The organism is Pedobacter sp. Leaf170 (assembly GCF_920984665.1).
GTDB lineage: Bacteria > Bacteroidota > Bacteroidia > Sphingobacteriales > Sphingobacteriaceae > Pedobacter.
This window is the reverse complement of record NZ_CAKLBP010000011.1, coordinates 61,387-75,194: the sequence shown is the minus strand read 5'-3', so window position 1 is coordinate 75,194 and position 13,808 is coordinate 61,387. Positions and strand designations below refer to the sequence as shown.

Here is a 13,808-nt window from a genome sequence, read left to right as displayed (position 1 = left end):
CTGATATCCTGGAAAGAATACCATCACACAAAGCAAATAAGCTTAAAGAACTTATGCCAAATAATTGGACTAAACCAACTGCCTAAAATATCTGCCAAAAAAAAGATGGGTTGGTCGTATGCTTACGCTTATAGCAAGAGAAAGATTGATGATCCTGACTTGTTAGGTATCATTATGCTTCAGATACTTGAGGTTTATGAATTAGTGCCAGACAACTATCCGATAATTTTGTCAACTGCTTACTGGTTTGTTGCTCCTTCAAAGATTCTTTACAAGGAGCTTAAACTAAAGATAGGTTTCCGTTCGGTAATTCAACAGGCAATGGGGTTCAATAATCCTGAGAGTGTAAGCATGAACAGCACTAACCTAGATGTTTACTACAAAAATCCAAGGTTTAAACAAAAAGTTCATGATGTTGGTGAGAGGATATTGAAGGAATTACAGGAATCAGGTTACATGGAAAAAGACAGAAGCGAATGGGGAACGGAGTAATTAACAGTTTGGAAGACTTGGGTTCGCTTGAAGTTCGTGCCCAGGTATATGGTCAAATACCAGAACCCGACAACATGAGTGAGGTGCAAAAGACCGAAATTCTTTGTAAAATCAGAAGCATCCTCTTAAATCCAGATCCGCACTTCAATCATTTTGATAGGTCGGTGGTGCAAAATGAAGAAATTATAAAAGTATTTCTCGGCATTGACTTAACTCCAAAAGAGATTGCAATCAGTTATTACGATAAAGCGGTTAAGGCGCGATTAACAACTCCGATGATGGAATTGGTAGGACAAATGAATATCGTGCCGTCTACGGAGCGAAACCGCAGCTTATTGCGAAATACGTATGCTTTATTGCTTAACGGCAGAAGCAAAGAGTTGAACGAACTGCTAATAAAAAACTTTCCTGAGTATTATCACCATATCAGGGAAGTTTAAGGGAACAATTAAAGCTGTCTGTTTTGATGAAGATCATATTTAAGCTGCATCCTTTTGGATTTATTCAACAAGAACAATCCAAATCTTAATATTTTATTACCAATAAACCATGAAGCCACAGCCGCGACAAGGTAGCCCACAGTATAAAGCAGGCTTTTTGTAATGAACTCATTATCGAATTTATTTAGCAACCAGACTAATAGCACAATTGGTAAAATCTTTGAAATGACAAAGCCAATAATCATCAAGTGAAAACCTGCTGACTTTGTGAAAAGTATATCCATTTTTGATATAAAGCTGAGCATTTACTATTAAACTATATTACAGAGGGTTAGTAACAACCATTACTCAATCAGGCGTCAATCACAGGGTATCTTTGATTAATCAATAATAAAGATATGCCTTTTCCACCGAAAAACAATGCTAATCCTACTGGTCGTAGGGTAGGTTCTAAAAACAAAAAGCCGCTTAAAATCCGTATCGAAAACTTAATTGAGCAAAATCTCGATGCAATCGAATCTGCAATGGAGACAGCTTCGGTTGGGGAGCGTATGGGTTTTGTAGTCGGTTTATCAAAATTAATTTAAAAACAGAGTTATGTTATCACTAAGACCACACACCTTAAAATGGACTACCGCAGGCGGACCGCCAACGGAAGATCCTGTTACAGGTTATCCGATACCGGGCACACCAGGCGAAGCAAAAGAGATTGCTTGCCGTTTCCACCTTGAGTCTACAAAAGTTTACAAAAACGAAGATAGCACCGAAAGCCGTCAAATTGGTCAGGTTAGGTGTGATGTCGGCACCATTCCAGAAGTAGGACAAACGATTGAAGTCGTTAACAATCAGAACCCTTCAATAGTTCATTTTTCTGGCGTTGTCAGAGCAGTTTTTCATGGGCAGTTATCCCACAGGTTGGAAGTTTAGTAGTAAGGCAATATGAATACTAGACAAGAACTTAACGAAAGAACTGGCAAAGAAGAGTGGGTAATTAATGTTGATGCGCCATACAGGTTAAAAAAGGGATTTTTCAAGAAATCAATCACAGAACAAGATGTGTTTATTGTGCCATATTTCAAAGCAGTTACCTGCGTTGAATTTGCAAAACGCGCTTGTTTGCTTCCAAATGAAATTATTGGAAATAGTGAGGAATCAGGAATGCTAAATGCCATAGCTTCCAATATTGAGGAAGTAATATATCTTGCAGGTATCACTCTGCATAATCACAACAGTAAAGTCCCAAAAGATTTATTAAAATATATCCGTGAGAATTTATCCATTGAAGACTTATCAGTCATATTGTCCATTGGAATTGATGCTCTTGGCCTTGAATACTTCCTTGCCGCAATAACACTTTGCAAAGGTACGGTGAGGATATTGAAACCTGATGAAGTTTTGCAATCATGATTAAGATAATTCCGCAGTTTAGCTTCGCAGATTTGCAAAAAGACATTGAAGTTGACTTGCAAAAAGTTATTGAAGATTTCGCAAACAAACTATTTAAAGCAGGGATAAACGCTGTTGACCTTGCCCGTGCCAAGACAAAAGCCAATGGTGGCTTCGGGGATATATCTTATCGGTTAAGAGCTTCAATCGGCTGCGGTCTTGTCGTTGGCGGTAAACTATCTGAAGATAGAATTTATTTTCCATCAATCGGAGAAGGAGAAGAAGGGAGAGTTAAGGGAATTGCATTCTTAAAACAGACGGCCTCAGAGGTGTCAATGGAAGATGTTGCTTTAATCCTTGTCGCGGGGGAATCTTACGCGGGCTATGTGGAAGCCCTGCACGATTACGATGTAATCACAGGCACCAGCAAAAAGTTAGATAAATTATTTAGAGAACTATTATAGTGAGAACAGGAATAGACATTGTTAAAGATGTAAAGTCTTTATTGGAGGTGCCAGAGTTGACCAGTTTAATTGATGGCAAAATATGGATGTTCAACCGTCCTCAAAATAGTGATAAGACTGATATCACAATTGGAGTTTTAGCATCAGATAACGATTGGATGCAGCAAGCCACAATCAATATCAGAATCCACGCAAAAAATCCAGCGCTCACGTTTCCCGGTTCTAACTCAGTTGACAACACAATGCCAAATCTTCAGGTATTTGAGCCATTGATAAAAAAGGTGTGTGAGTTAACCGATACTCAATTTAAATCCAAATTCAATACATCGGTTGCCAATGCGGGTGAGCTTTACAGGCAAAACGATGGCAGCTATGTAGCGCTAGTGCAATTGGATTACTATTCTATTCAAGAAAATTTCAAAAATATTTAATATGGCAAGAGGATTAGGGGAAGGTAAGCCGCTAAAGTATACCGCAGTTGTAGATTTTGACCAGGCAACAAAAGACGCGAAGGCTTTTCAAAAAGTAATTGAGGACATGTCGAAAGGTGGCGCTAAGCCAATGTCCGAGTTTCAAAAGGCACAACTCGAATTACAAAAACGACTAAAAGAATCAAGGCTCGAAGTTGAGAGGTTAAAGAAAGAAGAACAACTTCTAAAAAACGAGCGTGTAAAGTCTGGTGTTGCCACAGCTGAGTTAAGCAGAAAGTTAGCCGCTAACCGGTTGGAGCAATCCGAACTGACAAGAGCTACCAGGCTAGCGAGGGAAGCGAACAAAGCGGCATCGGGTTCTTATAGGGAGTCATCCGAACGGTTAAAACAGTTAGGACTTGATATTCGCAACGCTAAAAATGGCATGACCTCAAGCAATCCGGTATTGAGGGCACAGGTTCGAGAGTATAACCAACTTAGAGACAGCCTTACCAGGTTTGATGAAACTATGGGTATTCATACCCGCAAGGTTGGCCAGTATCAAAACGCACTTAGTGGATTGAAAGGTCTTGCCGCCTCATACTTGGGAGCCGCAGCGATTTTAGGTACCGTTAAGGAAGTTGTAAATGCTAATGCTGAAATAAGCGATAGCCTATCTGATGTTAGACGTACGGCGGGGTTAACGGCAATTGAAGCCGAGAACCTTGCGGAAAATCTTAAAAAGATTGACACCCGGACATCGCTTAAAGGGTTACTCGATATCGCTACCATCGGTGGACAGTTAGGTATTGCTAAGGACCAGCTTGGAGGGTTTACAGCATCTGTTGACCAGTTGGCTGTCTCTTTATCTGGTGAGTTGCAAGGTGGCGCAGAAGGTATAGCAAAGTCGCTCGGTGTACTTGATAATGTTTTTGGTGTTACTAAAGCTAACGCTGGCGATGTAGAAAAGTCATACAATCAAATTGGTTCTGCTATCCTTGGTTTAGGACAATCAGGACTTGCTACAGGCGATTTTTTAACTGATTTCGGAGAGCGTGTAGGTGGTGTAGCAAAACAAGCGGGATTATCGTTGCCTGTAATTCTATCTTATGGTGCGGTACTTCAAGAAAATGGGGTAAGCGCTGAGGTTGCAGGTACATCATTCAAAAAATTGATTTCTCTACTTGCTACTAAGAATGAAAAATTCTTTGCTATAGCTAAATTGGCTGATGCTAAGCTAACATTAAATGAATTTAATGATGCTATCAACAATGATACTAAGAAGGCCTTAGAATTGTTCTTTGCAGGTTTGCAGAAAGGTGGTCAAAAAACTACTGATTACATGGCTATCCTTAAGGCTGCGGGTTTAGCGCAGGGGGGAGTTTCACAATCAATAGCGGCATTGTCTGGTCATCAAGCAGAACTTAACGGTCACATCGAGCAAGCAACCAAAGATTTTGATGCAGCTACACTTTCAGCAGAGCAATTTAAAATCAAAAATGACAACCTTGCGGGTAGTTTAGAAAAATTTGATAACACAGTTACAAAAATTACTACTTCCGGAAGGATTACAAGTCTATTCAAAGGCATAGTTGATGGCGCTAACAATGCGCTTGATAAGTTCAACAACCTGGTTAACTCTGAAAGTTGGAAAGAATTCTGGACCAGGCTTAATACAAGTAACATCAATGGTAATGACGCTATTAATTTCAATAAAGCTTTTGAGCGTACTTCCAAAGCAAACGATAGTAACCAAAAATTTATATTTGGTAGTGATGGTGTATTTGATGAAGGAAAGTTAAAAGATTCAGGCTTAAATACGTTTAATAGAAATTTAGAGAGACTTAAGAAAAACTATGATATCGCCCTGGATGCTTATGCAGGTTATGCCGCAGCGGTTGAATCTGGAAGGTTAAAAGAGGATAAGGTTACTGTTAGGCAGTATAAAGCAAACGCAGAAAGGGCAAAGGATTATTATCAGCAGCTACTTGACCTGCAAAAGAAATTTGGATATGCCCCGAAGGTTGCGCCAACTCCACCTCCCGCAGCGAAAACAAGTGTGGATTTATCCGGTGTTGTTGGTGGCAATAGTAAAAAGGGTGATGGCTTAGATGCTCAACGAACTTTGCAGGCCGAAATTGATGCGATTCATGCCAATGCTACTAAGAAACAAAAAACGCAGGACCAGCAGGATATCGATGCTCTTGATACTAAGTATAAAGTCATGCGCACCAAAATACAGCAGTTCTATGCTGATGTAAATCGGAAAGGTAATGTAAATACTAGTACGCTCGATAAAGATTATGAGCTCGAAAAGGCTGAGTTAGTTGCCTCTCAAAATGTCGCCATCAAAAAGCAGGAGATTGAGCAACAGAAGGTATTGTTTAACGAGTTTGAACAATATAAGGCAGATTTCGGTCAAGCAGAAGCAGAAAAACGTTTTGCTGCGGACATTAAAGGTTATAAGTCTTATGTAGACTATCTTAAAGGTCTAATGCCTGATGAAAAAGACCTTAGCGTGCAGGCTAACAAAATGAGGGATTTGCTTGGTAAAACTTTATTGCCAGGTGCCGAGAAAGATGCATTAAAAAGACAGGAAGATAACTACACTCAGTTATTGAAGTCAACTGCTACATATCAAGATTTATTAGCTTCCAAAACGGCTACTTTCCAAGCTGACTATGACCTGTTAATTAAACATGGTGCTATTGCTAGGGCTGAAACATTAAAGCAGTCATTTAAGCAGGATGTTGATTTATTAATTACCCATGAAAATAACAAATCTGATATAGCACGCAGATTAGCAAAGGATGCTATTCTACTTTCAAGAGCCCAAATAAAGGAGCAAATAGCTGATTTAGAAAATGCGCTGAAGGATGTTACGATACCTGAAAACCTAAAGCCTAGATTGCAATCAGGTCTTAGTGACTTGAAGGTTAGATTAAACGTAGGAGCAGACCAGGTCAATTTAGACACGCTCAAGTCTCGTAGAGTCGATGTATTAGCTGCGATAGCAATGGAAAGCAAAAAAGCTGTTCCAGATGTTGCGGCACTTAATAACGAATTAAGCGATTTAAATTTTAATATTCGAAAAATCGACCGCAATGGGGATGGTAAGGTTTCCGGATTAGAGAAATTTTTAAATAAGCTAGAAACTAATAAAGGACTTGAAGACACAGCCAAATGGGCGGGTGTTGCTGCGGATGGTTTTAACACAATGTCTCAGGCTTTAGGTGGGGTTGACACCAAAGCCGGGTATGCTCTCGATACAATCGGTCAACTGGCGGGTGGTGTTGCAGATTTAGCAACTGGTTTAGCCTCAGGAGACCCATCAAAGATGATTGGTGCAGCTATAAAGGCTGTAGGCACATTGTTTAGCATCGGTAAAAAAGTTAAAGAAATGAATGCTGCAGCACGTAAGGAAGTTGCAGACTTTTATGCTCAAGCTATAACTGGTGAGAAAGAATACCAAGATATGCTCCAAGAAAGGCAAATTCAACGTGTCAGAGACAATAAAATAGTATTGCAGGGCATAAGAGATGAAATCGCATTAAGAAAGTCTCAGCAGGCTTCTTTTGATAAAGAATACAACGAAACTTTAGCAAAGATACAAGGTCAGCAATACATCACTGGCGAGACTTACCGTCATGGTACATGGTTCCGTAAAGCAGAAGTAAACAAAACCTATGGAAGTTTAAAAGGAATGAACTTTGAGCAACTATCACAATTGCTTGCTCAGGGGAAACTTGAAGGTGATGCAAAGACACTTGTTGAACGGTTAAAAGAGTTGGAGCAAAAAGGTTACGATGCATCCGAAGCGATGGAAGATTTAGCCAGACAGACATCCGAGATATTCACAGGAACAACCGCAGACAATCTAACAGACAGTTTGCTTAATATGTTCAAGGAGGGAAAAACCGGAGTTCAGGATCTAGCGAATTTCTTTAAGGATACAATGGACACCGCAGCTTTAAGTATTTTCAAAAACAAGGTTCTTGCTCAGGCTTTGGAAAACTTTTATAAGCAGTTCGATGCTGCGGCTCAAAGTGGTGATGAGTTAACCGATACTGAAATAGCGAGCCTTCAGACAGCATTCAACAACGTGACTGCGGATGCTCTGAAAAAGTTTGAAGACTTCAAAAAGATTACGGGCTCAAATCTAAATGGTTCGACCGGGCCGATAAGCGGTAATTCATTAATTTCTGGTGTGAGGAATATCACTGAAGATACAGCGCAGGTGTTAACAGGAATTAATAATAAACAATATTGTATCACTAAAAAAACTAATAATAGATGTCTGCATTTATCATAAACATAATACCACAAGGAGTAGTAATTGCGAGTGACACTCTAGTCTACGAAAAGGAAGACGGCAAATCACTTATAACATGCGGCTTTAGTTCAAAAACACATTATTTGCCCACAGTTAAATCTTGTGCAATCATAGTAGGTTATTCCAGGCTAGCATCAGATTTCATGAAATTCTTTCATCTTGATATCATAGTAAAAGATATTGAGTCATTAGTTGAGATTACCGCTGAGCACTTTCTAAATAAAATTAATGTTGATGATTACACCGCAGTTTCTCTTGAAGGTTTTGAGCCTGATGATTTAGGAGGTATTGATTTGGTAGGTTTTAGTGAGCAGCGTCAAATTTTCGTACACTACACCATTAAAGTTTTCCGAGATAGAATTGATGTGAATGAGAGCGACTGCAACCTGAAAGAAAACGAAGTGATGCGAATAATGCATCCGCGCATTTCTAGCGATAAATCTGAATCAATTGACAGTAGCGCAACTGATTACGTAGATGCAAGTGTCAAGACGCTTAAGCAGATGTATATTGACAGTTTGCATGAAGAGACTCAAACGGTGTATCTGGGCGGCGAGATTATCACAACAGTTATGGTTTCTAATCCCACATTTGGCTGTACGTTTACCAGTTCTTATGAGTTCCCAGATAAAAGGTTTTTTTTCGATCATCATTTAACGCCCCTTATTGAGAGCCGTAATGCACCTGATAAGCTAGAAAGAAAACGTCTACTAAATCGCAAAATTGATATCGAAGTGGGTAGAAATTTGAAAACTCACCTTAAGGACATTATCCGAGAACTTGAGCAAATGCCTGATGACTTTGATTTTCTTACCAGGTGTATGCTCGTCATGGACAAGGAACGAATAGAGGAATCTTTATCTAAATAAATCCATCCCCTTGCATTTGTTGTGAGGGGATTTTGTAGTTTTGTGGGTAATCAACTATCTACCAATGAAAAAACTGCTTTCAATTGCCTTTTTAATTATATCGTGGTCTTACTCAAATGCTCAATCTTTCAAGGTAGATAACGATACTCCAAGTGAATACAAAGATAATAGACCTGCTTTTCTAATCGATAGCGTTGGCACCAGTACTTTGACAAAGAAGCAACTTTACAGTAATTCTATCAACTATATCACCACGGCATTTAAAGACAGCAGGGATGTAATTGAACTAAAGGACCTTGAATTAGGCGAGGTCTTGTTTAATGGTAAAATATCTAAGCAATACAAAGATGAAACGGGTAGATTGTTAGATGCTATTCTTAATTTTAAGTGTAAGATTTACCTCAAAGAAGGGAAATATAAAATCGTATTACATGGGCTTGAATTTGCGAAATCAACATTTCCCTCTTACAGTTATCAAATAAATGTTCCTTATATCTTTGATACTAAAGAGAAAGAAGATCCGGCAAATAAAGCAGGCAGGGAACTTGCTTACAATCTAATTAAAAATATCAGTGCGGCTCTTACAAAAAAGCCTGGTAACGAGTTTTAAGTGTCTTTAATTGCGCAACACTGGTGCAATAAATGTAGATGTATTTTTTGATGGGTGCAAAATAAACTTACGATGTTTTGCTATCTTGCTTTGCGCTTAATTAATATCACTCATGGCACAACCGCATAACAACAGAGCCAACCTTTCGCAAGGTTCAATTGATGGTTTAGAATTGATTTATAAAATCGCTTCGCTGTATTCGCATTGCCTCGGAGAAATACGCATACCTTTAAAAACTTCGGATGATGAAAAGTTGAAATCAATTATGTTACCTTACATGGTAGTGATGTATGGCAAGATAATAACCGCCTATAGGCTTCTTAATGGTTACTCATTAGATGACCTACACCCTGAAATACAAGACATAACTAATGATTCGGTTTCACTCTATGATATAATTAGATCAATGTATGAATGCTTTTTGCAAGCTAATTTCAATATTAGCAGAGCGAGAACACCTAAAGACCTCCGGTACATGATTTATTGGTGGGATTATCGAGGGTTATCAGAGCGTGTACAATTAGCTTCAACAGGAGATTTTGATATTAATGATATTGATGAAGAAGTGAAGCATATTGACAGGATTGCAAATGAAGTAATCAAAAATCATTCTGATCAACTTGAAGAGGATATCATCAATTTTCGGAAGAGTAAAAATCAAAAGCTTGCGAATTGGCCCAAACCAGTTAAACTCTATGAGGCTGCGGGTATCCATAAAACTCAACATGATTACTTGTATAAGCTAAATTCGATTTACACTCATTGTGAACCATTTGCAATGATGCAAGTCAGATATTTTATTGAGACCAACAATAATGATTTAAATAGAAATATTCTTATTCATGGCCGCTATATTGCTGATTTATCGCTAGCCGCTATTGATGGGTTTTCTAGGGTATTTCCAGAAGTTAAAGAGTCTATTGATAGTTCTCCTGGATTGGACCTGATGATAGTAAAGGGTAAGGGCTACTTGGCTATGTCGAGAGCTTCGATTGCTCGAAACTAATAATATCTCAGAGCTAACGCAAAATCATTCTTGGCATTTTCAATTAGTGATTTAAAGCGCGAATTAAGATGAATTCTTTGTCTATACAGTAGAGCTAGCTAACGTATATGATTGTTAATTTATAATAATTTAAGAATCTTCAACGTTTTATAATTTTATCTAAATTAATAAAATCAAACTTTACAAAGCAATCTATAGTATTTGCGGAAAATGATGTTTCATCTATTAAAGTTGACTGTTTGTGTAAAATTCTCTTTGAAAGAGTAGTTTTTTTCGCTAAATTTTTTGGGAATGGTAAACAGATTGTTAACTTGTAGTGTTATACAAAATGAACTACGCAAACCAATTACGCATTCCAGGAATGTGTGAGTGATAGTTTCAGATAATTATTACTTTTGCAACCCCGCTATAAAGTACATATAATGAGCAAAGATACATTTATAGACAATCTATACAGAGCTGCTACAAACATGTTCAGTCAGTTTAATACTGAAGAGCCTCTTATTAGTGAGGAAGCCAGCATTATGCTTAGCAATGCTCAAACCAAAGAGGAAATCTTTGAAAAGATTCTCAAAAAACCTACTAAAGGTGAAGTTACTTTAAAACATAACGGCGAAGATGTAGTTTTCTTTGTTGAGGCTTAAAAGTGGAAATTAACATTGCTCTCAATGCCCTTATTGCAGTAATGCTTGCAATATTTCCGGGCTTCCTTTTTCGTAAATGTTATTACAGTGGTGAGTTTACGAAACAATTTAATCAATCTAGAGATATTGATAAAATACTTTGGAATATCTTCTTTAGTGGTTTTGGTATTTTATCTACTCTGCTACTGGTGGTTTCATTTAAGAGGATTACGGGTTTAGAAATACTTAAATCGCTGAACTATGAAAATATTAACAAAATCATTATACCGATTAGTAAAAATGATTTACCAGCCGCAGCAACAATTGAAAATACATACATTGACATTCTAACTATTGTATCTCTAATTTACATTTTCTCTATTTTTTTTGGTTTAATGTGCCATTGGATAGTTCGCGTTTTTAGATTAGATGTTAGATTTTCTTTATTCAGATTTAAAAATTATTGGTTTTATTACATTCATGGTGGTTCTATTTTATACAATAACAAAAGTAATCGTAAACATGAGTTTACTATAGCAGATGTATTATGTAATACTGGAATAGAGACAGTGTTATACAAAGGTATAGTCTCCCAATATACTATTTCTAAAGAAGGAAACAATCTTGAGAATTTGTTTTTAACTGAAGCTAGAGCACTAATTAAGGTCAAAGACGATAATGGCCAGACCATTGAGGTTAGAGAGAGGACTATTCCTGGTGCGGCTTTTTGCATACCAAATAACACGATAGTAAATTTGAATTTTTTTTATGTTTACAAAAAAGAAAGGCCTCAAGCATTTGACCAGTTCTATTTATATTCATTAAATATTTTTTTTATTCTAGCCTTCACATCTTCCATTATCCTATTGTTTTTTGATTTAAGCAGATTTAATATTATTGGCTTTTGGGGTAAAACCAATTATTTAATTCTGTCACTTGTTTTTCTTACAAACTTGAGGCTATTATTATCCAATTTTGTAAAAAAATCGGTTTTAACAATTGATGTTGTTAGTCCGATACTACTAATATTTGCAAGCCTTTCTTTCTTCGCCTCTTTGATTGATCTGATATCAATTTGGTATGCGGTCGGCATCTCTATGATTTTATTTGGCATTATTGGTTTCTTTAGAAGAAACAAGCCTACCGTAAAAGTAGAAAATGATGCGCCACTATGATTGACTATGATCATGCCTCCGCATAAAACCTATAGTTCAATTATCATACTTAAGCCCTTGCAAATTGTGAGGGCTTTTTAATTCTTAACCACAATATTACCAAGTGATTGTACCCTCAGCACTGATTTTACCGGTACAGAGTAATTGTTCGCTATAATTATCATCATCGAACTTTTGAATTTTCCACCTCTCAACTTCCTTACACGTCAATCTTTGATAATTTTTGATAGCCATATTATAGCCCCTGAAACTATCGGAGACTGCGCCATACCCGATACCATCAACATCATGGAGGGAATAGCATATAACAGACAGAACATTCGTTATGTTAAACAATCCTGGTGCTTGTTTTGCTTTCATCTTTTTTCTAAAATAGTCATTGAGTAGGATAGCCGATTGACGTGGTCCATCCGGCCAATCTTTTACGTACAGATTAGGGTTGCTATGAACAAATGACAAATCTTTAAAATCTTCATCCGAATTATCAACAAGATTAACCATACATAGTTCAACCGGGTTGAACCAAATACCAATAGTCATTTCATATACGCCACTTTGTTGATGCTGCAATATCTCACGCATCGCGGTTAGTCTTCGATTCGCACTGTAAAAAATCGGTATACTATCGGGATTTGCCCTCCCTTGACTAATTTTATTAAGATTTACCCCTATTTCATTTACACTTTTAGCAGCTAAAAAATTCCCATCATTCAACCTTGCTCGAACAAATTGACCTGTAGTAAATGCTCTAGTGATTGGATAGCCATCCTTAGGCTTGATACCTAAATACTTCTCAAATGCGAAATATAATTGTTTGACATCTTCATCTGAACACCTTGCATCAAGCAAATCAAAAGCGGCTTGAACTTGCTCTGGGTTATGCAAATACGGGGGAAATATTTCTTCAATCATAAAATTTAGTATTGTTTAGTTCTAACTACAACTAGACGAGTTGAGCTTCTACTTCCCCTAGCCCCTTCGACACATACCCTTCCTCATACATCCTATCAGTCCGAACGCAAGCAAACACTCGGCATAAGAGTTTAAACTTGATGGCATTCATGACTGTCATTTTATTTTTCTTGTCTACTTCAACTCGTCTCTTGTAGTAAGCTTTTATTTCGGGATCAAAGCCAATACATGAGCGCACGCAATTATGCAGTAAAGACTTAACATATTTATTAGCCATACTTGAAACGCGAGATATTCTCTTAACACTGGTTCCTGAATTGTATTCAAAGGGAGCGACACCGCAATAAGAGGCAAATTGCCTGGCTGTAGTTATACTTTTAAATTCATTCGTTTGGATTAGAATAGCTAAAGCCGTTACAGAGCCAATCCCTTTAACTGATAGCATGATTTGCATCAATCTATTGCATCGCTCGTCATTTTTCCAGGTGGTGAAAATACGTGCATCAATATCCAACATCAATTGCTGGCAATTTGAGATTGTTGGCGCACATAATTTTCTGTTATTATCAGATATTTGCTTATTTATAAATCCTTCATCTTCATCCAGGGGAACATTTAACATTGAGTTAACCTTGACTATTCGGTCACGCATAGTTGAAAGACTATCTAATTCGTCAATAATTAATCTCCGAGGTGTCCATAGTTTCAACTCTTGAAGATTTTTAATTAGATATCTCGTAATTCGTGCAGCATCAAGTTTATCGTTCTTGCCTCTGACAATTCCCAATGAATTTTTAATTTTAATTGCAGGCTCAACTACTACCTTTGCCCTCATTTTAGAAAGGGTATTCATTAATGTTAGTCCATAAACCCCAGTAACTTCCAAGCCGAAGATTGCCTGACCTAACTTGAATTCTGGAATCTCTTTTAAAGTAGCAATAAATTCCTTGATTGACTCAACATTATTGCCGGCCTTTCCATTCAGCACATTATTGCCGCCGTATCTTAAGCAATAGTTAAATGTAAGCTTGGATACATCAATGCCTACAAAATATCTGATTTTACCGATTTGCTTTGTTTCCATTAAA

Annotated in this window: 16 protein-coding genes; 13 read left to right on the top strand and 3 right to left on the bottom strand. The window is 37.5% G+C overall.

Annotation, left to right across the window (positions count from 1 at the left end; all coding sequences use genetic code 11):
- Both LUA90_RS19150 and LUA90_RS19145 read left to right on the top strand, forming a co-directional pair.
- On the top strand, positions 1-492 hold a 492-nt coding region (locus tag LUA90_RS19150; RefSeq protein ID WP_231492212.1), incomplete at its 5' end, for a hypothetical protein.
- Positions 477-932, top strand: a complete 456-nt coding sequence (locus tag LUA90_RS19145) for a hypothetical protein (protein WP_231492211.1) — start codon at positions 477-479, stop codon at positions 930-932. The genes LUA90_RS19150 and LUA90_RS19145, both read left to right, overlap by 16 nt.
- 8 nt (positions 933-940) lie before the next feature.
- Here LUA90_RS19145 and LUA90_RS19140 read toward each other — a convergent pair whose 3' ends face one another.
- Positions 941-1,216, bottom strand: a complete 276-nt coding sequence (locus tag LUA90_RS19140) for a hypothetical protein (protein WP_231492210.1) — start codon at positions 1,214-1,216, stop codon at positions 941-943.
- A gap of 114 nt (positions 1,217-1,330) precedes the next feature.
- Here LUA90_RS19140 and LUA90_RS19135 point away from each other — a divergent pair, with 114 nt between their 5' ends.
- The 11 genes from LUA90_RS19135 (at position 1,331) to LUA90_RS19085 (ending at position 11,808) form a co-directional block, all read left to right on the top strand.
- Positions 1,331-1,519: a hypothetical protein gene (locus LUA90_RS19135; protein WP_231492209.1), complete on the top strand. Its 189-nt coding sequence runs from the start codon at positions 1,331-1,333 to the stop codon at positions 1,517-1,519.
- 10 nt (positions 1,520-1,529) lie between these two features.
- Positions 1,530-1,859, top strand: a complete 330-nt coding sequence (locus LUA90_RS19130; RefSeq protein ID WP_231492208.1) for a hypothetical protein — start codon at positions 1,530-1,532, stop codon at positions 1,857-1,859.
- Between the two features lie 12 nt (positions 1,860-1,871).
- Positions 1,872-2,339, top strand: coding sequence for a hypothetical protein (locus LUA90_RS19125; RefSeq protein ID WP_231492207.1), 468 nt, complete (start codon positions 1,872-1,874; stop codon positions 2,337-2,339).
- The gene (locus tag LUA90_RS19120; protein ID WP_231492206.1) at positions 2,336-2,782 is read left to right on the top strand and encodes a hypothetical protein; all 447 of its coding nucleotides are present in this window, start codon (positions 2,336-2,338) and stop codon (positions 2,780-2,782) included. The genes LUA90_RS19125 and LUA90_RS19120 overlap by 4 nt, the downstream gene beginning before the upstream one ends.
- Positions 2,782-3,213 (top strand): hypothetical protein, encoded by a 432-nt coding sequence (locus LUA90_RS19115; protein WP_231492205.1) that lies wholly within the window; start codon positions 2,782-2,784, stop codon positions 3,211-3,213. Before LUA90_RS19120 ends, LUA90_RS19115 begins: the two co-directional genes overlap by 1 nt.
- Position 3,214: 1 nt before the next feature.
- The gene (locus tag LUA90_RS19110; RefSeq protein ID WP_231492204.1) at positions 3,215-7,504 is read left to right on the top strand and encodes a phage tail tape measure protein; all 4,290 of its coding nucleotides are present in this window, start codon (positions 3,215-3,217) and stop codon (positions 7,502-7,504) included.
- Positions 7,486-8,394, top strand: a complete 909-nt coding sequence (locus LUA90_RS19105) for a hypothetical protein (RefSeq protein WP_231492203.1) — start codon at positions 7,486-7,488, stop codon at positions 8,392-8,394. The genes LUA90_RS19110 and LUA90_RS19105 overlap by 19 nt, the downstream gene beginning before the upstream one ends.
- Positions 8,395-8,458: 64 nt before the next feature.
- A complete protein-coding gene (locus tag LUA90_RS19100) occupies positions 8,459-9,004 on the top strand; it encodes a DUF4468 domain-containing protein (RefSeq protein WP_231492202.1) in 546 nt (181 codons plus the stop codon).
- A 112-nt stretch (positions 9,005-9,116) separates the two neighbouring features.
- Positions 9,117-10,010: a hypothetical protein gene (locus LUA90_RS19095; protein WP_231492201.1), complete on the top strand. Its 894-nt coding sequence runs from the start codon at positions 9,117-9,119 to the stop codon at positions 10,008-10,010.
- Between the two features lie 422 nt (positions 10,011-10,432).
- Positions 10,433-10,654, top strand: a complete 222-nt coding sequence (locus LUA90_RS19090) for a hypothetical protein (RefSeq protein WP_231492200.1) — start codon at positions 10,433-10,435, stop codon at positions 10,652-10,654.
- Positions 10,655-10,656: 2 nt separating this feature from the next.
- A complete protein-coding gene (locus LUA90_RS19085) occupies positions 10,657-11,808 on the top strand; it encodes a hypothetical protein (protein ID WP_231492199.1) in 1,152 nt (383 codons plus the stop codon).
- A 96-nt stretch (positions 11,809-11,904) separates the two neighbouring features.
- Here the strand turns inward: LUA90_RS19085 and LUA90_RS19080 are convergent, their stop codons facing one another.
- Both LUA90_RS19080 and LUA90_RS19075 read right to left on the bottom strand, forming a co-directional pair.
- Entirely contained in the window at positions 11,905-12,720 is an 816-nt protein-coding gene (locus tag LUA90_RS19080) for an RES domain-containing protein (RefSeq protein ID WP_231492198.1), read from the bottom strand.
- 31 nt (positions 12,721-12,751) lie between these two features.
- Positions 12,752-13,804, bottom strand: a complete 1,053-nt coding sequence (locus tag LUA90_RS19075; protein WP_231492197.1) for a transposase — start codon at positions 13,802-13,804, stop codon at positions 12,752-12,754.
- Positions 13,805-13,808: the final 4 nt, after the last annotated feature.